This window comes from Streptomyces sp. V1I1 (assembly GCF_030817355.1).
Lineage (GTDB): Bacteria > Actinomycetota > Actinomycetes > Streptomycetales > Streptomycetaceae > Streptomyces.
On the sequence record NZ_JAUSZH010000001.1, the window covers coordinates 1,295,070 to 1,320,315 of the forward strand.

Here is a 25,246-nt window from a genome sequence, read left to right on the forward strand (position 1 = left end):
GGTCAGCCGACGATCGGGGTGTCGTACAGGTCGTAACTGCGGCCTTCGTGATAGCGGTTGAGAACCTCGTCGAGCAGTTGGTCCTCCCAGCCGTCCGGGAGCTTCGGCAGCGGGTGGCCGAGCCGCTTCACCAGGCGGGTGAGCGCGGCGGCGAGCCAGGCGGGCGAGGCGAGGAACGGGTCGTCCTGCGGCTCCTGGTGCCGCCAGACGCCCAGGCATGCGGCGCCCGCCAGCAGCAGCGTGTAGCGGTCGGCGATGGCGTACGCCTTGGGGCTGGCCAGCACCGTGCGGTCCTTGGGCGACATGTCCCGGCACTCGCTCTGCAGGCTGCGCAGCTCGTCCTCAAGAGCGGCGGCCAGCGCGGTGAGGGCGTCGGCGTATTCGCCGGCCCGGGAGCCCGCGGCGCCCGCGATGGCCTCGGCGGCACCGTCCAGCGATGCGATCAGCGCGTCGCTGCCGGCCACCAGCACCAGCCGGGCGGGGTCGAGCGGCGGAAGCCCGTCGCGAACCCGGAACAGGCCTTCGGGCGCGGGCTTTCCGGAGAACCAGGCGGTGCGGGCGAGGCGCGGCAGCTGCGGGATGATCGTGGCCTGACAGGCCGCGGTGCCCGCGTGGCCGAGGCTGATCATGGGCAGATCGCGGACGTGCTTCTGGAAGGCTCCGTAGGCCCCGTCGCGTACATAGAAGTTGGCGCCGAGCACGATGGACAGGTCGTAGGCGGTCTCGGTGAGCAGCTTGGGCAGCAGGTATTTCACGGCTGCCGCGTACACGCTGGTGGCCTCCGGGACCAGGTGCACGGCCCGGGTGGCGGTCAGCGCCAGGCAGTCGCTGATCAGCAGATCGCTGAAGGCTCCGACGACGGTGGCGCGGGCGTGCGGGATCTCCAGCACGGAGCGGTGGTAGAGCTTGCGGTCCAGGGCGAAGGAGACCGCCGTGCGCAGCGCGGTGTCTCCGCCGCCGAGGATCATGGAGGGCAGCACGCTGCGGGTGATCTGGAAGGAGCGCAGGGCCAGTTCGACGCCGTCGCCGAGCTTGCCGACGAGCGCGTCGGCGGGCAGCGGGCAGTCGGTGAACCGCACGCCCGCGTTCCGGCAGCCGCGTACGCCGACGGTCTCGTACCGCGGCAGATAGCTGTAGCGGTCGGCGGGCACAGCGGCCTTGTCGACCAGGAGCACGGAGTGGCTGCGGCTGCCGACGGTGTCCTCGGTGCGGCTGAACAGCACGAGCGCCTCGGCCCGTTCGACGTTGTTGATGACGTGCTTCTCGCCGGACATCACAAAGCCGTCGGCGGTCGGGGTGGCCCGGAATTCATTGCGTACGAAGTCGTTGCCGTGGGCGAGTTCGTGGTACGCGATGGCCAGCCGACCGCCGGCCAGGAGCAGATCGGCGACCCGCCGCTGCTGTTCGGGGGTGCCGGCCGCCCAGATCGCGATCGCCGCGAGAAAGGTGGTGGCTCCGTAGCCGAGTCCCAGGCTGGCGTCCCGGCGGAAGACGCCGCGCAGCACCCGGCCGAGGGTGTCGATGCGGTCCAGGCGTCCGCCGAGCTCGGTCGGTACGAACTCCGCGTTGAGCCGGAAGTCGGCCAGGGCCTGTTCGGCTTCGGCGAGCAGCTCGCCGCGTTCGTCGGCGGCGAGCAGGGCGTCCAGACCGAGCGGGTTGTCGGCGTCCCCGGGGTCGCCGAGTCGCCTCTCCAGGTCGGCGACGCGCTGCTGGATGAGGACTTCTTCCGGGCTCGGGGTCAGCATGGCGGTCCTTCTGCGATACGGCCGGGCAACAGGGAGAACAGCTCTCCCGCCTCGTACTGTTCGGTCAGCCGCGCCAGCAACCGCTCGAACAGCGACTCCAGTTCGCTGTCGTAGGCGGCGGGCGGCCGTGGCTGCGGTCCTGTGATGCCGGGGACCGCCTGCTCGAGACGGTCGACCAGCCGGGCCAGGACCGCTTCCAGCCACAGGCCCCCGCTCCAGTGCCCGGCGGTGCGCGTCTCCTGCGCGGGCCGCCGGTTGTGCCGCCATACGCCGAGGCAGCAGGCGGCCGCGAAGCAGACGCTGTAGCCGCGCGCCAGGTCGAAGCTCTCCACGGGGGCGCCGCCTGGCACGGGTCGCGCGGCCCGCATTCTGGTGTGCAGCTGGTCCGCGGCGACGGCGAGCGTGCGGGCGAGCGTGGCGGCGCGGGCGAGTTCCGGTTCCCGGGACGCCTGCGCCCCTAGCACCTCGGCGGTCTTCGGCAGCGATCCGAGTACGGTGCTGCCGCGCCGCGCGAGCAGGCTGAGCTGTGCCGGGCGCGGGCCGGGCAGTCCGTGGCCATGGCTGAAGGTGGCGGCGAGGGTGGCCGGGGGGCTGTCGTGGACCGGGTGGAACCGGGCCAGGGTGCGGAACTGGGCGGTCAGCGCATACAGGTTGACCATGGTGTTGCCATCGAAGATGCCGACGATGCGGTGGTCGCGCTCCAGCTTCTGGAAGCGGCCGTTGGCGTAGTAGTCGCTGAGGAAGGCGCGTGCGCCGAGCACGCCGCGCAGCCGGCCCAGGATGTCGTCGGCCACGGTCGGCACCAGGTACTTGGCGACCGCGGAGGTGACGCTGAGCTCGCCCGGCAGTGTGTGGATGGAGCGGGCGGCGACCGTGCTGAGCGCTTCCATCGCCAGCAGGTCGGCATAGGTCTCGGCGAGGGTTCTGCGGGCCGCCGGGAGGTCGAGCAGCTTGCGTCCGTACAGTTCGCGCTCGGCGGCGAACCGGTAGGCGACGCGCAGTCCGTGGTCGGCCGCGCCGAGCGAGAGCGCGGTGCACAGCGACCGGGTGATCTGCAGGGCTTTGAGGACCGTCTCGGGGCCTTCGCCCTCACGGCCGATCAGTCCGCGGGCGTCGACGGGCGCGCGGTCGAAGGCGATGCCGCTGATGTCCGCGCCGCGGATGCCGAGGGTGTGGACCTTCGGCAGGGTGCGGTAGGTGTCCTCGGGGAGTTCGTTCTTGTCCACGAGCAGCAGACTGAAGCCGCGCGGGCCTCCTTCGGCGGCGGTGCGGGCGAGGAGGCAGACGAGACGGCCCCGGGTGGCGTTGTTGATCAGCCACTTCTCGCCGCTGATGACATAGCCGCCGTCGGTGCGCTCGGCGACGACCTCACCGGCCATCAGGTCGCTGCCGTGGGTGCGTTCGGTGAGTCCGAGCGACACCGGCTCGCCGGCACCCACGAGGGATGCCAGACGTTCGGCTCCGGCGAAGTCCTGGGCGACCCAGACGCAGACCGCGCCGAGGAACGTCTTGCCGTGTCCGATGGCGGTGGTCAGATCGCGGCGGGCGATGGTGCGGACGATTTCGAGCAGCTGGGGGAAGTCGGTGAGCGCGCCGCCGTACTCCGCGGGGATGTAGTAGTGGTGGATGCCGAGGGCGCCGAGGAGTTCGCAGGCCGCTGCCGGGAACTCCTCGGCCGCGTCCTCGCTCGCAGCGCGTGCGTAGGACAGCGGGCCCGTGCCGTTGGGGTCGCCGAGGCGCTGGTCCAGCTGTTCCGCGAGCTGCCACCGCAGACCGGTGGGCTCCTCGGTGAGCGGGATGCCGGCGCGTTCGGTGGTCGCGGTCATCCGCCCTGCCCGTCGGACAGGGCGCCCACCGAGACCAGTTCGCGGACCTCGGGGTGCAGCACTTCGTGCAGCGGCTGGATGCGTCCGTCGAGGAAGAGCTGGCGCATGGCGGTGCGCTGGAGCTTGCCGCTGGTGGTGCGGCGTACGGTGCCGGGGCGGACCAGCAGGACGTTCTCGGCGGCGACCTCGAACTCCTTGGACACACACATCCGTACGGCGGCCGACAGCGAGGCCAGTTCGGCCTCGAAGCCGGATCCGGTGCGCACTTCCTGGACGACGACGACATGGTCGCGGTCCGACTCGACCGCGAACGCGGCGCTGGAGCCGAACAGGGCGCTCACCCGCTGGACGCTGCGCTCGATGTCCTGCGGGTAGAGGTTGCGGCCCGCGACGATCATGATGTCCTTCATCCGGCCGGTGATGTAGAGCTCGTCGCCGTCCATGGCGCCGAGGTCCCCGGTGCGCAGATAGCCCACCTCGCCGTCCTCGGTGGCGGCTTTGAAGGCGTGGGCGTTCTCCAGAGGGCGGTTCCAGTAGCCGCGGGCGACGCTCTCGCCGCGTATCCACACCTCGCCCACCTCCCCGGCCGGGAGCTTTCTGCAGTTCGCGGGGTCGACGATGGCCACGTCGCACTGGTGTGGGCTGCCGGAACTGACCAGCGTCCTGGCCGGCCTGCCCTCGTGAGCGGGCCGCAGCCGGTGGTGTTCGAGGTCGGCGGCGTCCACCACGCGGGTGGCGGCCTGCTTGCCGGGCTCCATGCCGCTGACGAGCAGCGTGGACTCGGCGAGTCCGTAGCAGGGGTAGAACGCCTCCTTACGGAAACCGGCGGGCGCGAAGCGCTCGGCGAAGGCGTCCATGGTCTCGGCCCGTACCGGCTCCGCGCCGTTGACGGCCGTCTCCCAGCGGGAGAGGTCGAGCTGCGCGATCTGGTCGTCCTTGATCCGCCGCAGGCACAGGTCGTACGCCAGGTTGGGGCCGCCGCCGGTGGTGATGCCGTACTGGTCGACCATCTGCAGCCAGCGCAGGGGCCGCTTCACAAAGGTCATCGGCGGCATCAGCACACCGGCGCTGCCGAGCCACAGCGGGTGCAGCAGATGGCCCACGAGCCCCATGTCGTGGTGGAAGGGCAGCCAGCCGCCGACCCGGGATTCGCGTGTCGTGCGCATCGCCTGCTGGATGGCGCGCTGGTTGGCGAGCAGATTGCGGTGGGTGACCATCACGCCCTTGGGCTCGCTCACCGATCCCGAGGTGTACTGCAGAAAGGCCACGTCGTCGGGGAACAGGCCCGGCATCTGCCAGGCGTCCGAATCGCCGACCTCCGCCCGGTCGGTGGCCAGGCACGCGATCTCGGGATGGCCGATGTTGGCCAGCAGTTGGGAGACGGTCGAGGCGAGGGAGGAGTCGGTGAGGATGTAGCTCACCGAGGCGTCCCTGACGATGTTGGCGACCCGTTCGACGTTCTGCCGGGAGCCGACCGGAGCCGGTGCGGGCACGGCCACCGCCCCGGCGTACAGACAGCCGAGGAAGCAGCTCATGAACTCCCGTACGTCGCTCTGGAGAATGAGCACCCGGTGCCCGTGTGACCCGCGGTCCTGGAGCCAGGACGCCAGCCGTTTGGCCCGTTCGCCGAGTTCGCCATAGCTGAGCACATCGGATTCCAGCTCACCCTGCTGATTCGCGCTTACGCAGAAGTAGGCCTCCTGGCAGGCGAGTTCCGATGTTCTGTGCAACGCGAGTTCGGTGAAGTTCCGGTGTGCAGCCATCTTTTCCCCCAGAGCCGCGTACTTATGGCCAGAGCTTGGGAAATCCGTCTCAAGACCACCTTGAAGGCGGCTCAACCTCGCCGAAAAGGGTGAGATATTCCTCGCTGTCTTCTCGGGGAAAACTGTCTTTCGGCAGGATTTCCTCATGGTCGACCCCGGGAATCCACACCCAGTACATCCCATATGCGATGAGTGCCCGGCCCACCGGACGCAGCACTTTGACGAGCAGGAAGCTTCGCAACGACGACATGGCCGGTTCTCCTCTGTGCGGAACTGCCGGTGCCGTACGACCATGCGCCTTGCCGGTCGACTCTGACTCCAGAAGCGCGCTCAGGACAGCCGCAGGGCCGTGTCGATCAGCGGCACATGGCTGAAGGCCTGCGGGAAGTTCCCCACGAGCCGGCCGCGCCCGGTGTCCCACTCCTCGGCCAGCAGACCGAGATCGGTACGGAGCGCCAGCAGCCGCTCGAACAGCTGCCGTGCCTCGTCCCGGCGGCCGATCAGGGCCAGATCGTGGGCGAGCCAGAAGGAGCAGGCGAGGAAGACGCCTTCGCCGCCGGGCAGTCCGTCCCCGCCGACTCTGTCCGAGCCGCCGCCCGGCACCGGGTAGCGGCGGACGAATCCGTCGTCGCACAGCTCCCGCTGGACGGCCTCGATGGTGCCGACGACCCGTGGGTCGCCGGGCGGCAGAAAGCCCATCTGCGGGATGAGCAGCAGCGAGGCGTCGAGTTCGCGCGAGCCGTAGTACTGCGTGAAGGTGTTGCGTTCGGGGTCGTATCCGTGGGCGCAGACGTCGCGGTGTATCTCGTCGCGCAGCGCGCGCCAGCGCTCCACCGGGCTCTCCAGCGGAAGCCTGCTCAGCCTGCGCACGGTGCGGTCGGCGGCGACCCAGGTCATCACCTTGGAGTGGACGAAGTCGCGGCGCGGGCCGCGCACTTCCCAGATGCCCTCGTCCGGTTCGCGCCAGTTGGACTCGAGGTGGTTCATGAGCTTCATCTGCAGAATGTGGGTGCTGTCGTCGCGCGAGAGCCCGGAGGTCTGGCCGAGCCACAGGGCGTCCACGACCTCGCCGTAGACGTCCAGCTGGAGCTGGTTCGCGGCGCCGTTGCCGATGCGGACCGGTCCGGACTTCTCGTAGCCGGGCAGCCATGGCAGTTCGGCCTCGGGCAGCTCACGCTCGCCGGCGACCCCGTACATGATCTGGAGGTTCTGCGCGTCCCCCGCCACGGCGCGCAGCAGCCATTCGCGCCAGCGGCGGGCCTCTTCGCGGTAGCCGGTGCGCAGCAGGGCGGTGAGGGTCATGGCGGCGTCGCGCAGCCATGCGTAGCGGTAGTCCCAGTTGCGTACGCCGCCGATCTCCTCCGGCAGGGAGGTGGTGGGGGCCGCGACGATGCCGCCGGTCGGGGCGTAGGTGAGCGCCTTGAGGGTGATCAGCGATCGGACCACGGCCTCGCGCCAGGGGCCCGCGTAGCTGCACTGGCCGGTCCACTGCGACCAGAACTGCTCGGTGTGGGTCAGCAGCCTGGCCGCGTCCGGCCTCGGCGGCGCGTCGCCGTGGGAGGGCTGCCAGCTGAGCGTGAGGGTGACCCGCTCGCCCGCGCCGACGCTGAAGGCCGCGTGGGTGGTCAGGTCGCTGCCGTAGGTGTCGACGTCGGCGTCCAGCCACAGCGCGTCGGGCCCGGCGACGGCGACGAGCCTGTCCCGGCCGCCCGGTCCGTGCTCGCGCTGCACCCAGGGCACGATGCGGCCGTAGCTGAAGCGCATCCGCAGTGAAGAACTCATGCGGACCCGCCCTGAGACGCCCTCCACTATTCGTACGAGAGTGGGTGCGGCATCCGGCCTACCGCGGCCGGCTCCCCTGGGCGGCATGAAATCAATCAGCCGGACCGTTCCTTCGGGGGTGTCCCACTCCGATTCCAGGACGAGTGAGTCACCGCGGTAGCGGCGGCGGGTGGCGGCCCCCTCGCCCTCGGCGAGCCCCGCGGGGGCGAGCCGCCAGAAGCCGTGGTCCTGTGTGCCGAGCAGCCCGGCGAAGACCGCGGGCGAGTCGAAGCGCGGCAGACAGAACCAGTCGACCGAACCGTCCCTTGCGATCAGGGCCGCGGTCTGCATGTCCCCGATCAGTGCATAGTCCTCGATGAGCGCAGCCACACGAACTCCCGGAACACCGTCGCAACCGTCCCCGGAGGCGGACCCCCGAATCCCCAGCGGAACGCAGGGGATTCGGGCACGTTACGCGTGACACCTCGAGTCTCGGCTGGCCGCCGAAATCAGCGCTCCGAAATCAGCGCTCCGATATGAACGCTCCGATATGAACGCTCCGCAACGCTGCGGAATCAGCGCTGGGGAGCGGGGAACGCGACGGGGCTGCGCAGGCCCGCCCGGTTGACCGCGCGGACGCCGAAGAAGACATTGTCCTTGGACAGGTCCACGGTGTGCCGGGTGGTGTCACCGGCTCTGACGACATGGGTCCACCCCGGCTCCGTGGTCTCGCGCCAGACCACCTCGTACCCGGCGAGGTCGGGGCTCCGTGCCCCGTTCCCACACCAGCTCGGTGGCGTTGATCGCCTCGATGCGGTCGCGGTCGATCTCGGCCAGGAGCGCGCGCAGTTCACGGGTGGGGGACTGGGCGGTGGCGGGGCGGTCACGGTCGGGGGTGCGCTCCCGGTCGGGGGTGCGCTCGGCGCCCCGGGAGTTGGTGGGGTCGGTGGGCCGCCGGTGCTTCCGGGCGTCTGCTGCGACATGAGGTAATCGTCATGGACGCGCCAACCCCTGACAAGGGACCGTCCTCTCGGCAGTCACCGCCGATTTGCCGGCAGCCGCCGCCCGGCTCCGGTTCAGCCGTTGGAGACCGCCCTCAGATGCGGCTTGCCGCGCCGTACATCGGGCGGTACGGCCGCCCGCGTCTCCCGCAGCACCAGCGTCATCCGTGTGAATCCCCTGTCCTGAAGGGTCGCGGGGGTCTCGTCGACGATCCGGCACTCGGTGCGGCCCCACCGCGGATCCGGGTGGTTCAGCGGTCGTACGGCTCCGTCGTGGTGCAGCGCCGCCGCTCCCATGGCCCGCATCCAGTGCGGCAGCCCGCACCGGTAGGCAACGTCCATGATCGGGTCATCGGCGATGTCGTCACGAATGGCCTGAAGGACTCGGTCCTCGCGGTACCACTCCAGGGCGGCGTCCAGCTGCGCCAGCAGGGGCAGGCACCAACTCGTCTCGCGGTCGCCGAGCACGGTGCCCGCGTCCGGGTGGAACAGCACGAACCGGAGGAAGTTCTGGGCCGGCATGGCCGTGGGGTGCGGTCCGACGCCGTGGAACAGCGCCTCGAAGGCGTGGTTGGCGTGTGTCACGTCCCAGCGCCGGTCGAAGAGCACCGAGGGCAGCGGTACGGCGTCCATCATCGCGGCGAAGTCGCGCAGGTAGGCCTGCGTCTCGGGGTCCGAGTGGTCCGGACCGGCGGGCTCCGACGGGTCGGCCGGCTCCACCGGCAGGGCGGGCGGCGCGGGCGCGGTTACGGGCGCGAACGGGCGCGCGGGCCCGGACGGGAAGGCCGGTCCCGACGGGCGCGCGGGACCGGACGGAGGCGCGGGCCGGGATGCCCCGACGGGCCTGTTCCAGGCCTGCGGCGGGTCCCGGTCGACGGCGAGGCGGAATAACCAGCCGCCCTGCTGGTCGCTCATCTCCAGGGCCTTGACCAGGGCGCAGAGCTTCTCGTCGGTCCAGTCCTGGGCGGGCGTGCGCTCCCAGCTGCCGTACGCGACGGTGCTGATGTCGAGCCGCGCGGCCACGTCCTCGACGCTCAGGCCGAGCTCCTCCCGGCGCCTTCTGAGGACATCGGTGAGCCGCTTCGCCCGGAGCACGCCACGGGTCGTCCCCGCGCACCCTCGACGCCCGTGGACACCAGGCCGTTCAACGCCTGCCTCATGTGTCATCGAGAACGCCACCCTTCTCGAAGTCCCGCTGCGGCAGCGCCCTTTGGATCTTCTATACCGCGTGGCGATCCTGCTACCGCAAACGCGACCATGTCAACTATCGTGGCATTCCACGCCGCTGAACGCTCAAATCGCGCCACAGCTGTGGCAAGACCTGGCTGTACTCCACCGAAACGGTTAATCTCCCGGCAGCCCACTGTGTGCGGAGCGACCTCGCGTGATCTAGGAGACCTACTGGTGACAGACGGCTTCTTGGTTCCGGGCCCGACGGCCACAGGCCCCCTGGCGGCGTCCGTCGCCCGCGTCGCCGAACTCGCCGGCAAGCTCGGACTGAGCTACGGCGAGATCTTCGACGTACACCAGCTCTCCGAGGCGTCGGGCGTACCGGCCGACGTGGTCACCGCGCTGCTGGACGGGCAGCCCGCCGGTGAACCCGACCTACAGGCGCGCTTTCTGCAGCGCTTCGACCTGCTGCGCAGGACCCGGCTGAAGCCCAACGGGCGCCGGTACACCCAGCAGGAGATCGCCGACGGCGCGGGCATGTCACGGCAGCAGGCGGGCGCTCTCATCAACGGCGACCGCAGGCCGACCATGGAGCACTGCGATGCCATCCAGAGGTTCTTCAATGTGCACGCCGGATTCCTCACCGCCGAGGACGCGGACGCGCTCAACGGCGCACTCCAGCGCACCGAGCAGCGACTGCTCCACGACTACGCCGGCGAGGGCGACCCGCTGGAGCGGCTGCTGCAGGACCATGGCGTACGGGGCATCGCCTGGCGTGCCGCTCAACTGCCCACGGACAAACACCGGGACAAGGTCACCGAGTGGCTCGACATGCTCCTGGAAAGCGTCAAGCCGACGGAACATTGATGCTTTGATGCACGGAACCCTGATTTCAGGACAGGGTTGGATTCACGCGTGTGCGCACAGCTGCTGACGGGGAGAGGAGAACGGTGAGCATAGGCAAGGAGATGCGTCGGCTGTGCGGCGAGCTGGTAGCCGGAATCGATCTGCCCGCACCGGCTGAGCCCGCCGATCTCTATGCCGCCCTGTGCAGCGGAATGAGCAAGCGCCGCGGCCGCCCCGTCCGGTACCGCCTAGCGACGTTCCCGCCCGGCACGGCCAGCGGACTCTGGCTCGACATGACGGACCAGGATCTGATCGTCATCGAGGAGCGCACCGCACCCGACCATCAACTGGTGATCCTCGGCCACGAGTTGTGGCACATGAAAGCCGGGCATTGCACCCACCATGTCGACGGCGCGGCCGTCGCGGCCCGGCTGCTCTCGGACGAGGCGGACCTGCAGGCGACGGTGCTGAAGGTGGCCGCCAGGACCCGTTTCGACCAGGCCGAGGAGAACGAAGCCGAGAGCTTCGGCCTGCTGCTCGGCAGCAAGTGCCGCTCCTGGCTGGCCGGTTCGACGGGCCGCGGACACCTGCGGCGGGACGGACTCGCGGGCCGGATCGAGGCGTCCTTGGGGTACCGCGGGCCACAGGGCTGATGCGTGGACGGTCAGGACTACTACATCCCAGCCGCCGCGCTGGGCTTCGCACTCGTGTTCAAGCTCCCCGGGATGCTGCGCGACTGGCGTGATCCGCTGCTGCGTTCCGTCTGCGCCCTGCTCGTGCTGGCGGCCTGCACCTTCTTCTTCGCCGCGCCGCCGACGATCGCCGAGGTCAACAGGCTCACCGGCGTCTGCAACATCTCGGCGCCGCTGGTCTACTGCATCCTGACCGCCTTCAGCGCCTCCTGTCTGGTGCTGCTCGTCAACTGGCGGGGCGGGCCACCGGAGGAGACCCGGCAGATCTCCCGCCGCTGGGTGATCGGTTACGCCATGGTGGTCGCGGCGCTGGTGGTGCTGTTCGTACTCGGCGACGCCCCGGTGGAGCGGCTGCGCGATCTGGACACGTACTACGCCACGACGCCGTACATCCGCGAAATGATCGTGCTGTACCTGACGGCGCACAGCGTCGCCGCCGTCGGGATGACCGCCCTGTGCTGGCGCTGGTCGCTGCAGGTGCGCGGCTGGCTGCGGACCGGTCTGGTGACCATCGTGGTCGGCTCGCTGTTCAATCTGGGCTACGGCGCCAGCAAGTTCGCCGCCGTGTTCGCCCGCTGGGCGGGCCACGACTGGGACGGTCTGAGCACGTTGGCCGCGCCGCCCCTGGCGTCGCTGGGCGCACTGTTCAGCGCCGTCGGCTTCATCCTGCCGCTGATCGCCCAGCGGCTGTCCGACAACTGGCACACCTGGACCACATACCGGCAGCTGGGCACGCTCTGGCACGAACTGCGTACGGTCGTGCCCGCCGGCACCCCTTCCGTACGCATCTCCTGGTGGTCGTCCGCGGACCTGCGCGTCACCCAGCGCGAGTCCGACATCCACGACGGGATGCTCCATCTGGACCCCTATTTCGACCCCGCGCTACGCGCAGGCGCCCATGACGCGGCGATCGAGGCCGGCTCCGATCCGCGGCAGGCCCAGGCCATCGCCGACGCGGCGATGGTCGCGGCGGCGCTGCGGGCCCGGACGGCCGACCCGGACGGCAAGATCATAAGCTCGGCCCAGGCTTACACCCCCAAAGCAGCCGAAGGACCGCGCGATCTGGTACGCATGTCCCTCGCGCTGCGCCATTCACCCGTCGTTGAAGCAGCCCGCCGGCGTGCGGCCAGGTCAGAGAGCGGCTCCCTATGAGCGATCCTGTGAGAACCCGCCGGAGCACGGCTGTGCGCCGGGCCGTCGTGATCGGCGGAGGGCTGGCCGGCATGCTGGCGGCCGCCGTCCTCGCCGAGTACGCCGACGATGTCACGCTCGTCGACCGCGACACTCTGCCGTCCGGCCCCGAAGCGCGCAAGAGCCTCCCGCAGGCGCACCACGCGCATCTGCTGTGGTCGGGCGGGGCGCGGGCGATGGAGGCCCTGCTGCCCGGTGTCACCGATCGCTGGCTGGCGGCGGGTGCTCGCCGGATCCCGCTGCCGACGGGCCTGGTCTCCATGTCCGCGCAGGGCTGGTTCCGCCGCTGGCCCGAGATGCAGTTCCTGATCGCCTGCAGCCGCGATCTGCTCGACTGGGTGGTACGGGAGGAGGTCGTCGGCCGCCCCGGGGTCACCGTCCTGCCGGGCACCGAACTACTCGGCCTCGAAGGCGACGCGGGCCGGGTGAAGGGGGTGCGGGTGCGCTCCGAGGACGGGAGCGAACTCGTCCTGGACGCCGATCTGGTTGTCGACGCCAGTGGCCGCGGCTCGCGGGCGCCCGACTGGCTGCGTTCCCTGGGCGTCGCCGCCGTGCACGAGGAGAAGGTCGACTCGGGTCTCGCGTACGCCAGCAGGATCTTCCGGGCGCCGGAGGGCACCGAGGAGTATCCCGTCGTCAATGTGCAGGCCGACGCGCGCGAGCCGCGGCCCGGCCAGACGGCGACCATCGTGCCCATCGAGGGACGCCGCTGGCTGGTGACGCTGTCCGGTACCCGTGGCGGTCAGCCCACCAACTCCGCCGCCGAGTTCGAGGACTTCGCCCGCGGCGTCCGGCATCCGATCGTGGCTGAGCTGATCAGCAACGCCGAGCCGCTCACCGATGTCGTCGTCTCCCGCAGCACCGTCAACCGGCGGCGCTTCTACGAGAAGATCGCCGACTGGCCGGAGGGCTTCGTGGCCATCGGCGACGCCGTGGCCACGTACAACCCGGTCTACGGGCACGGCATGTCGGTCGCGGCCCAGGGCGTCCTCACGCTGCGCAAGGAGCTCCACGCGCACAGCCTCACCGCCCCCGGCCTCGCCCGGCGGGTGCAGCGCGCGGTGGCCGGACCGGTCGGCACGGCCTGGGACCTGGCCACCGGGCAGGACATCCTCTACCCCGGAGCCGTCGGCAAGGAGCCGGGCGCGTCCGCCACGGTGCTGCGCAGCTATGTGGACCGGCTGATGCTGACCGCCACCGGCCGCCCCCTGATCACCCGCGCGCTGTTCGACGTGATGACCCTGTCGGCGCCGACCATTTCGCTGCTCAAGCCCGAGATCGTGCTGGCCGTACTGCGCGGGCCCAAACTGCCGCAGCTGCCGGGCCCGCCGCTGACCGACGAGGAGCTGCGGGTCGCGAAGGAGCCGCGCGGCGCACTCGAGACCGATCCGGCAGACGCGTGAGGCTGCCCGGCGCGGGCGGCCGGATCCCGCTGGAGCCCAAGGCCGACCGGGAGACGGTGCGACGGCACAATCTCAGCCTGGTGCTGCGGGCGGTCCGCGACGAGGGCGAGGCGACCCGCGCCGGGGTCTCGGCGCGGGTGGGGCTGACCCGGGCGGCCGTCTCCTCACTGGTGGAGCAGTTGCTGGAGAGCGGCTTCCTCTCGGAGTCGGGCAAGACGTTCAGCGGTCTGGCGGGCCGGCCCGGCACGGTGCTGAAGGTGGCCCGTACGGGCGTCGCCGGCATCGGGGTCGAGATCAACGTCGACTATGTGTCGGTGTGCGTGGTGGATCTTGCGGGCACCGACCGGGTGCGGCTCGTCGAGCACCTGGACAACCGCGGTGCTCCGCCCGACCGGGTGCTCGGCCGGGCGGCCGGGATCGCCGCCCGGGCGCTGGCATCGGCTGCCGAGCAGGAACTGCGGCCGGCCGGCGCGGAGTTGGCGCTGCCCGGGCTGATCTCGGCGGGCACGGTCCGGCACGCGCCCAACCTCGGCTGGACCCGGGTCGCGGCCGAGGGCCCGTTCGCCGAGGCGCTCGCGGCGCTGCGGCCCGGACTGCCGCCGCTGCCGGTGCGTTCGGAGAACGAGGCGAATGTGGCGGCCCTGGCCGAGCTGTGGTTCGGCGGCCTCGGCGACGTACGCAGCTTTCTGTATCTGACCGGCGAGATCGGGGTCGGCGGTGCGCTGGTCCTGGACGGTGAACTGCTGCGCGGCGCGAACGGATTCGCCGGGGAGATCGGCCATGTCCTGGTGGACCCGGACGGCCCCGAGTGCCGCTGCGGCTCGCGCGGCTGCCTGGAGCAGTACGCGGGCCAGTCGGCGCTGCTGCGGACGGCGGGCATCGACGAGCGGACCGGCGCGGCAGGCGTGGCCGAGCTGGAACTGCGCGCCCGGGCGGGCGAGGACCGCGCGGTGGCGGCGCTCGGGCAGGCCGGGCTGATGCTGGGCCGGGTGCTGTCCGGGGCGGTGAACCTCTTCGACCCGGACGCGGTGGTGCTCGGCGGGATCTACCGGCCGCTGCTGCCCTGGCTTTCGCCGCCGGCCGGCGGCGAGCTGTCCCGCCGGGTGGTGTCGGGGCTGTGGCCGCTGGACGGCGGCCGGCTGCGCGCCTCGTCCCCGGCGGCGGACGCGGTGCGCGGCGCGGCGGCGCTGGTGGTCCAGGACGTGCTGGCGGACCCGTTGGCGTACGCGCAGCGCGCGGCGGGCTGAATCCCAGCCCGTCCGGCGTTTGAGGACGCTTTCCAACTGGCCCGGCGCTCGAGAACGCTCCTCAGCCCGTCCGGCGTTTGAGGACCGCCTTTCCAGCCCGTCCGGCGATTGAGGACCGGGGTCTGGGGGCAGCGCCCCCAGCAGGCGGCCCGAGCTGTCACCGCACCCCGAGCAGGTGATCCAACGCCAGCTGGTCAAGCGCCTCGAACGCCATCCCCCGCTCGGCCACCGCCTCCACGTCGAACTCCTCGAACGCACCGCGGTCCGCAAGCAGCCCGGACAGCCCGTCCGCCGCGGTGGGCAGCATGAGCTGGTCGAGACGGGCCGCCCGCAGCGCCTCCCGGACCCGCGGATCGGCGCGGAAGGACGCTGCCCGCTCCTTGAGGATCAGATAGTTGCGCATACAGCCCGCGGCCGACGCCCACACCCCGTCGAAGTCCTCGGTCCGCGGCGGCTTGAAGTCGAAGTGCCGCGGCCCTTCGTAGCCCGCGGTCTCCAGCAGGTCGACCAGCCAGAAGGCGGACCGCAGATCGCCCGCGCCGAAGCGCAGATCCTGGTCGTACTTGATGCCGTTCTGCCCGTTGAGGTCGATGTGGAAGAGCTTGTCCGCCCACAGCGCCTGGGCGATGGAGTGGGTGAAGTTCAGCCCGGCCATCTGCTCATGGCCGACCTCGGGGTTGACTCCGTACAGCTCGGGCCGCTCAAGTCGCTCGATGAAGGCGAGCGCGTGGCCGACGGTGGGCAACAGGATGTCGCCGCGCGGCTCGTTGGGCTTGGGCTCGATGGCGAACCGCAGGTCGTACCCCTGCTCGGTGACGTACTCCCCCAGCAGGTCGAAGGCCTCCTTCATCCGGTCGAGGGCGGTGCGCACGTCCTTGGCCGCGCCCGATTCCGCGCCCTCTCGGCCGCCCCAGGCGACATAGGTACGCGCCCCGAGCTCGGCGGCCAGGTCGATGTTGCGGATCGTCTTGCGCAGCGCGTACCGGCGTACGTCCCGGTCGTTGGCGGTGAAGCCGCCGTCCTTGAAGACGGGGTGGGTGAAGAGATTGGTGGTGGCCATCGGCACGACGAGGCCGGTCGTGTCCAGCGCCTGCCGGAAGCGCTTGATGTGCGATTCGCGCTCGGACTCGGAGGCGCCGAAGGGGATCAGGTCGTCGTCGTGGAAGGTGACGCCGTATGCGCCGAGTGCGGCGAGCCGCTGCACGGACTGGACGGGGTCCAGGGGCGGCCGGGTCGCGTCCCCGAAGGGGTCCCTGCCCTGCCAGCCGACCGTCCAGAGACCGAAGCTGAACTTGTCCTCGGGGGTGGGGGTGAAGCGTTCCGTCATCGCCATAGCCGCCTTCGAACACAGTTTGTTTGCTGACCTTACTAATAATGCATGCGTCCGCGGCATCACAGAAGACCCCGCCAACACCTGTTCGCGCGGGGCCGCTTGACGTAATTTGTTTCGCGGACGGCCAAATGGGCCGGTAGGGAGAGGTGGGGGCAATGCCCGTGCAGCCGGTCGTGATCGGCGTGGACAGCTCGACCCAGTCCGCGAAGGCGGCGTTCATCGACGCGGCCACCGGCCGTACGCTCGCGGTCGGCCGGGCCCCGCACCACGTCGGCGGCGAGGGCGGGGCGCGCGAGAGCGACCCGGAGGTGTGGTGGCACGCGCTGCGCGAGGCCGTCGCCGCCGGGCTCAAGGAATCGGGCCTGCACCCGTCCGCCGTCATCGGCATCGCGGTCGCCGGGCAGCAGCACGGCCTCGTCGTCCTCGACCGGGCCGGGCTTCCGGTGCGGCCCGCGCTGCTGTGGAACGACACCCGCTCGGCACCGCAGGCCGCCGCACTCACCGAGGCACTGGGCGGCCCGGAGGCGTGGACGGCCCGTACGGGATCGGTGCCGGTCGCGTCGATGACGGCCGCGAAGTGGCAGTGGCTGCGCGAGAACGAGCCCCGGGCGGCCTCGGCCGCAGCCGCCGTACGCCTCCCCCACGACTTCCTCACCGAACGTCTCGCGGGCACCGCGGCCACCGATCCGGGCGACGCGTCGGGCACCTGCTGGTACTCCACAGCCACCGGCGCGTACGACCCCGAACTCCTCCGGCTCATCGGCCTGGACGCCGATTTGCTGCCCCCGGTGGCCGCCACCGGCGCCGCCCGCATCGGCTCGCTGACCGCCACGGCCGCGGACGACCTGGGCCTGCCCGCCGGCATCGCGGTCGCCGCGGGCACCGGCGACAACATGGCCGCCGCGGTCGGCCTCGGCCTCGGCGGCGCCGGCCTGCTCGACCACCCGGCCCTCAGCCTCGGCACCTCGGGCACGGTCTTCGCGGCCAGTCGCACCCGGCCCGCCTCCGCGGCCCTCGCCGGATTCGCGGCCGCGGACGGTACGTACCTGCCGCTGGCATGCACCCTGAACTGCACACTCGCCGTCGACAAGATCGCCGCCCTGCTGGGCCTGGGCCGCGACGCCGCGGAGGCGGGCGGGGAGGTGGTGCTCCTGCCGTACCTCGACGGCGAGCGCACCCCCGATCTGCCCGCGGCCTCGGGCCTGCTCACGGGCCTGCGGCACACCACCACCCGGCAGCAACTCCTGGGTGCCGCCTACGAAGGCGCGGTCGTCACGGTCCTGCGCGCCCTCGACGAGGTCCTGCGCGCCTGCGGCCTCGACCCGTCCGACGAGGCTGTGGCCGCCCGCCCCCTGCGCCTGGTGGGCGGCGGGGCCAGGGGGCGCCACTGGGTGGAGACGGTACGCCGCCTCTCCGGCCGCCCACTACTGATCCCCGAAAGCACCGAACTGGTCGCCCTGGGCGCGGCGGCCCTCGCGGCGAGCGCGGCGACGGGCGAGGACCCGGTGGCAGTGGCGGCCGCCTGGCAGGGCGGCGCGGCGGTGGAACTTCCGCCTGTGGAGCGGGACTTGGAGACATGGGAGCGGGTCTCGGGGGTGCTTGAGCGGGCAGCGCCCACGTTGCTCAGCTGACGGGCACAGGCGGCGCCCACGCTGCTCAGCTGATGGGGCCCGTCACCAGCAGCACCCCCGCGTACGACACCCCCGCCACCACCACCCACGCGCACAGCCCGAGCGCGGCGACCCGGCCGCCCGTGCGGGTCAGGGTCGGCAGGTCGACCGCACCGCCGAGGCCGAACAGCGCGGCCGCGAGGAGGACTTCCTGGGCGTGCTGGGCCGCGTCGATCGCGGTGGACGGAAGCAGACCTGTGCTGCGCAGAGCCACCATGGCCAGGAAGCCGACCACGAAGAGCGGGACGATCGGCAGCCGCTTTTGGACCGTCGTCCCGGCCCGCCGACTGCGGCGGACCGACAGGGCCACGGCCGCGACGAGCGGGGCGAGCAGCGCCACCCGCATCAGTTTGACCAGGACCGCTTCCCCGAGGGCACCGGATCCGGCGGTCTGCGCGGTGGCCACGACTTGGCCCACGTCGTGGACGCTCGCGCCGACCCACCGGCCGAACTCCGCGTCGCTCAGCCCCAACGGCTGCTGAAGCAGGGGCAGTACGGCGATCGCGAGCGTCCCGCACAGGGTCACCAGCGCCACCGAGGCAGCCGCGTCGCGCTCGTCGCTGTCCGTCGCCTCGCTCACCGCGCCGATCGCGGACGCCCCGCAGATGGCGTACCCGGCGGCGATGAGCAGCGGCTGGTCGCCGGGCAGCCCCATCCGGCGGCCGAGCCACCAGGTGCCGAGGAAGGTCGCAGCGACGACGCCGAGAACCATGGCGACCGTCGCCCAGCCGAGGCCGAGCACATCGTTGAGGCTCAGTTTCAGGCCGAGCAGGACGATGCCGATGCGCATCAGCCGCTTTCCGGCGTACGAGAGTCCGGGGCGGGCCGCTCCTCGTACGACCGAGCGCACTCCCGGCAGATGGGCCGCGACGATGCCAAGCACCACGGACGCGGTCAACATCGGTATGTCCGGCAGTAGTTGATGTACCGCCCAGGCGACGGCAACGCCGACGACGGCCAGCGCGAGACCGGGCCGGATGCCCGGCGCGGACGGGCCGGACGACGGGGAGGCCGACGCCGCCCGTTCCCGGAGCAGCGCCATCAGCGGTCGGCCGGGAGTTCGTAGACGCGGCGGACACTCGTGCCGAGACGGGAGATGTCCGCTCCGTAGACATGGAGAGAGATCGCCCGGCCGGCGCCCGCGTTCCAGACCCGGTGGATATCGCCGGGCGGCGCGAAACCGCACACCGCGCCCTGGGCATTGACGACATCGCCGGTTGCGACGAGGCGCGCGGCCCGGCCCGTCGCCGGTGACGGGAGGAGGCGGTAGCGCCGCTCGTACTCCTGGCCCTCGTGCACGCCCGTCGTGCACCACGACACATGGTCGTGCACGGAGGTTCCCTGGCCGGGCAGCCAGACCAGTGCGACGACCGAGAAGCTCCCGTCGTGTTCGGCGTGAAGTAGGTGCTGGCGGTAGCGCGCGGTGTCGCTCCCGCACTGCTCATCGGTGAGCAGATCGACCGCGCCGAGGTGCGGCGCGAGGCGCTCGCCGACCAGATACGCCGTCAGATCGGGTGGCAGTCCGCGCCCGACGGCGTCGCGCACCTCGGCGACCAGACTGTCGAGGCGGTCGGTCGTACGCGCGGCCCTGAAGGCGGTCGATCCGGTCGATGTGGTCATACGGGCAGCGTCGAGCCGTCGGACCCATACGTCCAACGACAGATTCTTGGCTACTTCCCAAGCTCCGCTTATGGGTTGGGGACGCTACCTCAGCAGCCGACCTTGTTCGCCGCGACCGATTTCAGCTCGTCGAGCACCCGGGCCGTCGCAGGGATCCGCAAATGCTCCCGCAGCACGTACGCCGAGATCTGCCGCCGCGACGCGGGCTGAAGCACCCGACCCGTCACCTTCCGGTGGCAGAGGAAGTTCAGTACGAGCGCAGGGATCATCGCGACCCCAAGGCCCTCCGCGACCAGGCTCTGCACCACGAGATTGTCGTCCGTCGTGAAGGCGATGTCCGGCGCGAAGCCCTGCTCCGCGCATTCGTGCAGCAGATTGGCGCGGCAGCGCAGGCACCCCGCTATCCAGCGTTCCTCCGCGAGATCCGCCAACTGCACCGCCCGCCGCCGCGCGAGTGGATGCCCGGTCGGCAGCAGCACCGTCAACTGGTCTTCGAGCAGCGGGATTTCCACCAGCCCCTCCGGCACCTCCTCGTGCAGGCCGGGGTAGGTGAAGGCGAGCGTGATGTCGCACTCCCCGCGCACCAGCCGCTGGAGCGAGGCGGGCGGCTCGCTCTCCAGCAGGTCGACCCGGACGCCGGGGTGGGCCGCGGCCAGCCGGGCCATCGCCTCCGGGATGAGCGTGGCATTGGCGCTGGGGAACGCGCAGACGCGGACCCGTCCCGCGCGCAGCCGGGTGAGGGCGCTCATCTGCTGCTGGGCCGCCGACATGCTGTCGAGGATGACCGCGGCGTGCCGCGACAGCGCCTCCCCCGCCTCGGTGAGGCGCATGCCGCGGCCGACGCGGATGAACAGCGGTGTGCCGACGTCCCGTTCGAGGGCCTTCATCTGCTGGGTGATCGCGGGCTGCGTATAGCCGAGCGCCCGGGCGGCCGCGGAGTACGAACCGGCCCTGACAACTTCGTGGAACGTCTTGATGTGCCGGGAGTCGAACACCCGCGCATCATAAGCAGAATTTGGGTATCGAGGGGGCTCCGGCCGAGCCCCACCGAACGCCCCCAGGACGCCCACCGGACACCGGCCGGCGGCTACGCCTTGCGCCCCACGCCCGCGTACAGCGACGCCGCCTCGTCCCCTTCCACGACCTCGTCGACACCGAGCTCCGGGTGCCACTGCGTCAGCCGCACGATGCCGGGCTCCTCCACCTCGAGCCCTTCGAAGAAACGGCCGACTTCCGCGTGCGAGCGCGGCATCAGCGTGACTCCCCCGGCCGCGTACATGTCGACGCCGCGCTGCACGGCCAGCGCGTCGAAGTCGGCGGTGAGCTGCGACAGTACGAGATAGCTCCCGGACGGCAGCGCGTCCACGAGCCGGCGCACCAGGTCGTGCGGCCGGTGCTCGTCGCCCACGAAGTGCAGCAACGCCACCAGCGAGAGGGCGATCGGCTGCTTGAAGTCGAGGATCCTCCTGGCCTGTTCGAGGATCCGGTCGGGCTCGCGTACATCCGCCTGGATGTAGTCGGTGACGCCTTCCGGGGTGCTGCGCAGCAGCGCTTCCGCGTGCGTCAGCACGATCGGGTCGTTGTCGGTGTAGACGACCCGGGACTCGGGGGCGACGCCCTGGGCTATCTGGTGCAGATTGGGCTCGGTGGGGATGCCGGTGCCGATGTCGAGGTACTGGCGCACACCCGCCTGTCCCGCCATCCACCGCGTCACTCGCTGCATGAACCACCGGTTGGTCTGGGCGACATGCTTGGCGCGGTTGTCGATGCTCATGATGTGCCGGCCCAGCGCCTCGTCGACCGGGTAGTTGTCCTTGCCGCCCAGGAACCAGTCGTACACGCGCGCCGGATGCGGCTTGCTGGTGTCGATCCTGGGGACGGCGGGCTCGCTCCCGGTCATACGAAGCTCCCTAAATGTTCAGGAATTGCTCAGGAATTCTCGGTCAGTCGATCATGTGATCCTCGCAGGAGGGCAGGCCTCCGGCAAGTAACTCCTGTCCCGAGAAGGAGAGTTCGACGCAGGCCAAGGCATGCGCAGAGACTGCGGCAGGAGGTCAACGCCTTCGGCTAGGAGGGCGTCGCCCAGTGGGCGCGGATTGAGCCGTTGCTGCCGGACCGGACGCCGAAGCGGGGCGGGCGGTGGCGTGATCACCGTGAGGTGATGCCGCCGAGGGACGCGCCCACCAGGTGGGCCCGCTCGACGCCGAACGCATCCAGGACGGCGAGTGCGTCGGCGGCCATGTCGGCGACCGTGTACGGGTGGGTGGCGAAGTCGACGGTGGAGGAACGGCCGGTGTCGCGGTGGTCTCCGGCTTTGGGAGGGTCGAGGCGAGCGTGGCCATCCGCCAGCTACGCCCCGCCGCGCACCACGCTGCCGAACCCGCCTTCCGGTCGGCGGACATCCTCACGGGCGGCCTGACAGCGGGAACGTTGAAGCCGCCGGAGGGGCCGGGGAAGGCCGCGGGCTAACGGCCGGTCGGACGCGCTGCGGAGACCTCTGCCCAGACGGTCTTCCCTGAGGGCGGATACGGGCGTACGCCCCAGTCGGCGGCGAGGGCGTCGACCAGGATCAGGCCACGGCCCCCCTCATCGGCCCGACGGGTCACGGTGGGCGGACGTTCGCCGCGCGGGTCCGTGACCTCGATCCGCAGACGCGCGGCCGGCAGGAGGGCGAGGCTGAGACGGAAGCACCGCCCAGCCAGGCGTCCGTGCGTGACGGCGTTGGCCGCCAGCTCGGCGACAATGAGCGCGGCCGCGTCGGCGTGTTCGCTGTCCCGCGGCCACCCCCATTGGGCGATCTGCTCGACGGTAAGCAGTCGTGCGAGGCGGGCACCGCGCCGGGTGGCACTCAGCAGTTGTGTGAACTGTGCTGCGGGTGTTGCCGATTGAGGCATGTCCATCTGTACGGATTCGCTCTTCACACCACTCAGCGTGGCCGTGTGCCCGTACGCTGACCAGGAACGACAGCGGTACGTAGCGGGCGCGTACCGGTACGCATGGCACCGGGTACCGGTAGTCCCCCCATGACGCGCACAGCCGGACGCTGCACGTTCCGGAGCTACGCCGCGCTTCGTGCGGTGTGTGCCTCACTGATCCCGGGTCAGGACCGGTCAACTCCCCTCACCTGGCCAGAAGTTTCTGATCGCCAGGAGCTCCGTCCGACCCCTAAGCTGAGCACAGGTGTTCAAGACTTCCGGGGGCCGGCCCAGTGACCACAGCGTTAGGCACAAGCACGATCACCCTTGCCCTGGTGGCGGGCTATGCCGGGTCGGGCAAGTCCGAGGCCGGAAAGTTGCTGGCAGCCGCCACCGGTTGGGCGATGCTCGACAAGGACACGCTCAGCCGGCCGATGACCGAGCGACTTCTGCAGGCTCTGGGCGGCGACCCGGACGACCGGCACAGCCCGACCTACCTCGAGCACGCCAGGCCCCTGGAGTACGCGTGCCTGATGAAGGCCGTCTGGGAGAACCTCGAGTGCGGCATCTCCGTGGTGGCGGTCGCGCCCTTCCTCGCGGAGAGCGCCGACGCACAGTGGACCTCCCGGGTGGCGCGCCGTTGCGGCAGAATCGGGGCCCGCTTCGAAACGTTGTGGGTGGACAGTGACGTTGAGTCCATGCGTGACCGCCTGATCTCACGCGACGCCTCGCGCGACACCTGGAAACTGACCCACTGGCCGACGTACTCGGGCAGTATCGACACCGGCCTCCGGCCGGTTGTCCCCCACCACGTGATCGACAACCGTATCGGCGCGTCCCGCCCTCTGGCCGAGCAGGTCGAGTCCATCGCGCAACGACTTCTGGGGGACGCGTGAGCGCAGTCGTCCTGTACGGACCGCCCGCTTCGGGCAAGGACACCGTGACGGCAGCTCTGCGCGCCCTCGACCCCCGGTTTCAGTTGGTGACCAAACTCAAGCAGGGAACCGGACGATCGGCGGGCTACCGGTTCGTCTCGACGGAGGAGCTCGACGCGCTGCGCCGACAGGGGCGGATCGTCGTGGAGACCCGGCGCTACGGCAACGTCTACGCGGTCGATCAGCACTCCCTGACGGAGCCGCAGGCCCACGGTCTGGTGCCGGTCACACACATCGGCAACGTTGCCGACATGCGCACACTGCTGACCAAGACGCAGACCCCGTGGCTGCGCGTCCTTCTGTGGGTACCGAGAGAGGTGTGCGAGGCACGCTCACGGCAGCGGGGAGACACCGACACAGCCAAGCGGCTCACCGCCTGGGACGAGACCGCACAAGACCTCCTCGGCTCCGATCTGCAGGGCCTGTTCGACCTGGTGGTACGCACCGACGAGGCCGATGCCGGTCAGACGGCCAAGCTGATTGCCGCCGCCCTGGACGGGTCGGCCGACCCCCTGCGTACCGAGGATCTGCTGGCAGCCCTGGACCTCGATCCCGCAAGACACCCGCGGCCCGGTATGTGATGCCGGCCGCGGCGTGATCACGCCGCCGAACACGAACAACCGCCGCCACAAGCAGCAGGGGGATGCCTGTGGGAGTCATCCGGACGCTCGAGGACCTGGCCAGAATCGGCCGGCAGCGGACCGTCACCGACCGCAGCGTGCACCTGCGCCAGGACGAGGTCGGTGCGGACCTCCTCCTGGACACCGTGTCCGCCGACCGTGTCTTCCTGGACCGCGTGAGCATCGACGGGGCGCTGACCGTGCGTTCCTGTCACATCGACGAACTCGTCGTCGACCATGTGCAGGCGGACGCTCTCCTGGTGATCAACTCCCGGATCGGGCGCCTGACCATCCGCAACGCCTCGATGGGCTGCGATGTCACGGTCATCGACACCTCACTGGACTTCCTCGCTCTGCACTCCTGCGGCACCACCCGGCTGGAGCGCCTGCGGGTGGAGGAACTGATACAGGTCAACGCCCTGCGAGGGCCGGTCAGTATCAGCAACACCCGCGTGTCGTCCCTGACGGTCCGGAGTCAGGTCACCGGAGGCCGCCTCGGGCGTCCGCGTGTGGAGGCCAGAGGATTGCGCGCCCGCGAGGACATCACGTTCGACGATCTCTGGCTGTCCGCCCTCGAGCTCGATGATGTCGAGACTCCGGAGCTCAACCTGCAGCGTGTCCGCCTGGACCAGCCCTTGCGGGCAAACGAGCTGCGGTGCAGCGAAACCGTGCGGGTGAATGGACTCGTGATCCCCGCCGAGGACAGCACGATCACGAACAGCACCGTCCGCGGGCCGGTAGAGGTACGCGAGCTCAAAGTCTGCGACGGTGCCGACCGCGACCGCACCGGCACGACCGCTCGCCTCTCACTTCACAACACGACAGTGCTGTCCTTGACCTCGGCCTCCGAAGCATCGTCGGTGATCAGCCTGTACGGCTCCTCGGTCACCGGAACCCTCGGGCTGCCGGTCGGCAGCTCCCGCTACAGCCTCGACGACTCCTCCAGCATCGGTGACATGGAACTCGCCGGCCAGGTCTTCCGTGACGGCCGCCAGATCGTCTCCTTCCTGGAGCGTTCCTTCACCGAAGTGACTGCCGGGGCACTGGAGTCAGTACGGTCCGCCCTGGCCAGAAGAAACCGGAACCGCGAGGTCGACCAGCTCTACTATCTCGCCCGGCAACGCGAGGCCGCTCTCCTGCCACCTCTGCGGCGCGGCATCGCACAAGGCATTCTCGGGGGTGTCCTCGGCTGGGGTGTGCGCGCACGCAACCCGGCCCGGATCCTTGTCGCAGGTGTCCTGCTCACGGCTGTCGGGCTCCATCTGGCGGGCGCGTTACGCGGCCCAGGGCAGGGGCTGACGGACGTGACCGTGGCGGCGAAGTCCTTCGTACTGGCCCTCGCCCTGTGGCTGAACGTCGGCACCGGCATGCCATCGGAGCTGAAGACAGCTGAATGGTCCACTCTGGCCGTCTCGTTCACCTCGGCGGGGATGCTGTTCATCACGCTCATCGTGGGCATCGTCATCCGCAAACTGGTGCGTTGAGCGCCCTCGGACGACCGGATGACA

General features: G+C 70.7%; 23 protein-coding genes and 1 pseudogene. 10 read left to right on the forward strand and 14 right to left on the reverse strand.

Annotated features, from left to right (window positions below; genetic code table 11):
- Positions 1 to 2: 2 nt before the first annotated feature.
- The 7 genes from QFZ67_RS06375 to QFZ67_RS06405 all read right to left on the reverse strand — a co-directional run bounded on the left by QFZ67_RS06375 (position 3) and on the right by QFZ67_RS06405 (position 9,191).
- On the reverse strand, positions 3 to 1,745 hold the full coding sequence (locus tag QFZ67_RS06375) for an acyl-CoA dehydrogenase (RefSeq protein WP_307660115.1): 1,743 nt from the start codon (positions 1,743 to 1,745) through the stop codon (positions 3 to 5).
- Positions 1,739 to 3,571, reverse strand: coding sequence for an acyl-CoA dehydrogenase family protein (locus QFZ67_RS06380; protein ID WP_307660116.1), 1,833 nt, complete (start codon positions 3,569 to 3,571; stop codon positions 1,739 to 1,741). The genes QFZ67_RS06375 and QFZ67_RS06380 overlap by 7 nt, the downstream gene beginning before the upstream one ends.
- A complete protein-coding gene (locus QFZ67_RS06385) occupies positions 3,568 to 5,334 on the reverse strand; it encodes a fatty acyl-AMP ligase (RefSeq protein ID WP_307660117.1) in 1,767 nt (588 codons plus the stop codon). The genes QFZ67_RS06380 and QFZ67_RS06385 overlap by 4 nt, the downstream gene beginning before the upstream one ends.
- Positions 5,335 to 5,383: 49 nt before the next feature.
- Positions 5,384 to 5,584 carry a hypothetical protein gene (locus QFZ67_RS06390; RefSeq protein ID WP_307660118.1) on the reverse strand — a complete coding sequence of 67 codons (201 nt, stop codon included), beginning with the start codon at positions 5,582 to 5,584 and terminating at the stop codon, positions 5,384 to 5,386.
- Positions 5,585 to 5,664: 80 nt separating this feature from the next.
- Entirely contained in the window at positions 5,665 to 7,485 is a 1,821-nt protein-coding gene (locus QFZ67_RS06395) for a glycoside hydrolase family 15 protein (RefSeq protein WP_307660119.1), read from the reverse strand.
- Between the two features lie 185 nt (positions 7,486 to 7,670).
- The gene (locus QFZ67_RS06400; protein WP_307660120.1) at positions 7,671 to 7,838 is read right to left on the reverse strand and encodes a hypothetical protein; all 168 of its coding nucleotides are present in this window, start codon (positions 7,836 to 7,838) and stop codon (positions 7,671 to 7,673) included.
- 333 nt (positions 7,839 to 8,171) lie between these two features.
- Complete coding sequence (locus tag QFZ67_RS06405; RefSeq protein WP_307660121.1) at positions 8,172 to 9,191, reverse strand: helix-turn-helix domain-containing protein; 1,020 nt, start codon at positions 9,189 to 9,191, stop codon at positions 8,172 to 8,174.
- A gap of 309 nt (positions 9,192 to 9,500) precedes the next feature.
- Between QFZ67_RS06405 and QFZ67_RS06410 the strand changes: the two genes are divergently transcribed.
- The 5 genes from QFZ67_RS06410 (at position 9,501) to QFZ67_RS06430 (ending at position 14,645) form a co-directional block, all read left to right on the forward strand.
- Entirely contained in the window at positions 9,501 to 10,133 is a 633-nt protein-coding gene (locus QFZ67_RS06410; RefSeq protein WP_307660122.1) for a helix-turn-helix transcriptional regulator, read from the forward strand.
- 101 nt (positions 10,134 to 10,234) lie between these two features.
- Entirely contained in the window at positions 10,235 to 10,765 is a 531-nt protein-coding gene (locus QFZ67_RS06415; protein WP_307665744.1) for a toxin-antitoxin system, toxin component, read from the forward strand.
- Between the two features lie 3 nt (positions 10,766 to 10,768).
- A complete protein-coding gene (locus tag QFZ67_RS06420; RefSeq protein WP_307660123.1) occupies positions 10,769 to 11,956 on the forward strand; it encodes an MAB_1171c family putative transporter in 1,188 nt (395 codons plus the stop codon).
- Positions 11,953 to 13,398: an NAD(P)/FAD-dependent oxidoreductase gene (locus QFZ67_RS06425; protein WP_307660124.1), complete on the forward strand. Its 1,446-nt coding sequence runs from the start codon at positions 11,953 to 11,955 to the stop codon at positions 13,396 to 13,398. Before QFZ67_RS06420 ends, QFZ67_RS06425 begins: the two co-directional genes overlap by 4 nt.
- Positions 13,395 to 14,645, forward strand: coding sequence for an ROK family protein (locus tag QFZ67_RS06430; RefSeq protein WP_307660125.1), 1,251 nt, complete (start codon positions 13,395 to 13,397; stop codon positions 14,643 to 14,645). The genes QFZ67_RS06425 and QFZ67_RS06430 overlap by 4 nt, the downstream gene beginning before the upstream one ends.
- A 157-nt stretch (positions 14,646 to 14,802) precedes the next feature.
- On the opposite strand, the gene xylA is transcribed toward QFZ67_RS06430, so the two are convergent.
- Positions 14,803 to 15,972: a xylose isomerase gene (gene xylA / locus QFZ67_RS06435; protein ID WP_307660126.1), complete on the reverse strand. Its 1,170-nt coding sequence runs from the start codon at positions 15,970 to 15,972 to the stop codon at positions 14,803 to 14,805.
- A gap of 161 nt (positions 15,973 to 16,133) precedes the next feature.
- Between xylA and xylB the strand changes: the two genes are divergently transcribed.
- A complete protein-coding gene (xylB, locus tag QFZ67_RS06440; protein ID WP_307660127.1) occupies positions 16,134 to 17,609 on the forward strand; it encodes a xylulokinase in 1,476 nt (491 codons plus the stop codon).
- Between the two features lie 25 nt (positions 17,610 to 17,634).
- Here xylB and QFZ67_RS06445 read toward each other — a convergent pair whose 3' ends face one another.
- The 5 genes and pseudogenes from QFZ67_RS06445 to QFZ67_RS06465 form a co-directional block, all read right to left on the reverse strand.
- Complete coding sequence (locus QFZ67_RS06445) at positions 17,635 to 18,690, reverse strand: YeiH family protein (RefSeq protein ID WP_307660128.1); 1,056 nt, start codon at positions 18,688 to 18,690, stop codon at positions 17,635 to 17,637.
- Positions 18,690 to 19,268, reverse strand: a complete 579-nt coding sequence (locus tag QFZ67_RS06450; RefSeq protein ID WP_307660129.1) for a cysteine dioxygenase family protein — start codon at positions 19,266 to 19,268, stop codon at positions 18,690 to 18,692. Before QFZ67_RS06450 ends, QFZ67_RS06445 begins: the two co-directional genes overlap by 1 nt.
- Before the next feature lie 89 nt (positions 19,269 to 19,357).
- Positions 19,358 to 20,263 carry a LysR family transcriptional regulator gene (locus QFZ67_RS06455; protein WP_307660130.1) on the reverse strand — a complete coding sequence of 302 codons (906 nt, stop codon included), beginning with the start codon at positions 20,261 to 20,263 and terminating at the stop codon, positions 19,358 to 19,360.
- A 92-nt stretch (positions 20,264 to 20,355) separates the two neighbouring features.
- Positions 20,356 to 21,168 carry an SAM-dependent methyltransferase gene (locus tag QFZ67_RS06460; RefSeq protein ID WP_307660131.1) on the reverse strand — a complete coding sequence of 271 codons (813 nt, stop codon included), beginning with the start codon at positions 21,166 to 21,168 and terminating at the stop codon, positions 20,356 to 20,358.
- A gap of 260 nt (positions 21,169 to 21,428) precedes the next feature.
- A pseudogene (locus tag QFZ67_RS06465) lies at positions 21,429 to 21,575 on the reverse strand (alpha/beta fold hydrolase); the annotation flags it as partial.
- Between QFZ67_RS06465 and QFZ67_RS06470 the strand changes: the two are divergent.
- Positions 21,528 to 21,737 (forward strand): hypothetical protein, encoded by a 210-nt coding sequence (locus QFZ67_RS06470; protein WP_307660132.1) that lies wholly within the window; start codon positions 21,528 to 21,530, stop codon positions 21,735 to 21,737. The pseudogene QFZ67_RS06465 and the gene QFZ67_RS06470 overlap by 48 nt on opposite strands.
- Here the strand turns inward: QFZ67_RS06470 and QFZ67_RS06475 are convergent.
- Positions 21,734 to 22,189 carry an ATP-binding protein gene (locus QFZ67_RS06475; protein ID WP_373429955.1) on the reverse strand — a complete coding sequence of 152 codons (456 nt, stop codon included), beginning with the start codon at positions 22,187 to 22,189 and terminating at the stop codon, positions 21,734 to 21,736. The two genes, QFZ67_RS06470 and QFZ67_RS06475, sit on opposite strands and share 4 nt — an antisense overlap.
- 287 nt (positions 22,190 to 22,476) lie before the next feature.
- Here QFZ67_RS06475 and QFZ67_RS06480 point away from each other — a divergent pair, with 287 nt between their 5' ends.
- The 3 genes from QFZ67_RS06480 (at position 22,477) to QFZ67_RS06490 (ending at position 25,222) form a co-directional block, all read left to right on the forward strand.
- A complete protein-coding gene (locus QFZ67_RS06480) occupies positions 22,477 to 23,079 on the forward strand; it encodes an AAA family ATPase (RefSeq protein WP_307660133.1) in 603 nt (200 codons plus the stop codon).
- A complete protein-coding gene (locus tag QFZ67_RS06485; RefSeq protein WP_307660134.1) occupies positions 23,076 to 23,699 on the forward strand; it encodes a guanylate kinase in 624 nt (207 codons plus the stop codon). Before QFZ67_RS06480 ends, QFZ67_RS06485 begins: the two co-directional genes overlap by 4 nt.
- A 62-nt stretch (positions 23,700 to 23,761) precedes the next feature.
- Positions 23,762 to 25,222, forward strand: coding sequence for a hypothetical protein (locus tag QFZ67_RS06490; protein WP_307660135.1), 1,461 nt, complete (start codon positions 23,762 to 23,764; stop codon positions 25,220 to 25,222).
- Positions 25,223 to 25,246 lie beyond the last annotated feature (24 nt).

Coding starts and splice junctions, on each gene's coding strand:
- QFZ67_RS06375 (WP_307660115.1), bottom strand. CDS start 1,745: ATGCTGACCCCGAGCCCGGAAGAAGTCCTCATCCAGCAGCGCGTCGCC.
- QFZ67_RS06380 (WP_307660116.1), bottom strand. CDS start 3,571: ATGACCGCGACCACCGAACGCGCCGGCATCCCGCTCACCGAGGAGCCC.
- QFZ67_RS06385 (WP_307660117.1), bottom strand. CDS start 5,334: ATGGCTGCACACCGGAACTTCACCGAACTCGCGTTGCACAGAACATCG.
- QFZ67_RS06390 (WP_307660118.1), bottom strand. CDS start 5,584: ATGTCGTCGTTGCGAAGCTTCCTGCTCGTCAAAGTGCTGCGTCCGGTG.
- QFZ67_RS06415 (WP_307665744.1), top strand. CDS start 10,235: ATGCGTCGGCTGTGCGGCGAGCTGGTAGCCGGAATCGATCTGCCCGCA.
- QFZ67_RS06425 (WP_307660124.1), top strand. CDS start 11,953: ATGAGCGATCCTGTGAGAACCCGCCGGAGCACGGCTGTGCGCCGGGCC.
- xylA (WP_307660126.1), bottom strand. CDS start 15,972: ATGACGGAACGCTTCACCCCCACCCCCGAGGACAAGTTCAGCTTCGGT.
- xylB (WP_307660127.1), top strand. CDS start 16,134: ATGCCCGTGCAGCCGGTCGTGATCGGCGTGGACAGCTCGACCCAGTCC.
- QFZ67_RS06445 (WP_307660128.1), bottom strand. CDS start 18,690: ATGGCGCTGCTCCGGGAACGGGCGGCGTCGGCCTCCCCGTCGTCCGGC.
- QFZ67_RS06450 (WP_307660129.1), bottom strand. CDS start 19,268: ATGACCACATCGACCGGATCGACCGCCTTCAGGGCCGCGCGTACGACC.
- QFZ67_RS06460 (WP_307660131.1), bottom strand. CDS start 21,168: ATGACCGGGAGCGAGCCCGCCGTCCCCAGGATCGACACCAGCAAGCCG.
- QFZ67_RS06490 (WP_307660135.1), top strand. CDS start 23,762: ATGCCTGTGGGAGTCATCCGGACGCTCGAGGACCTGGCCAGAATCGGC.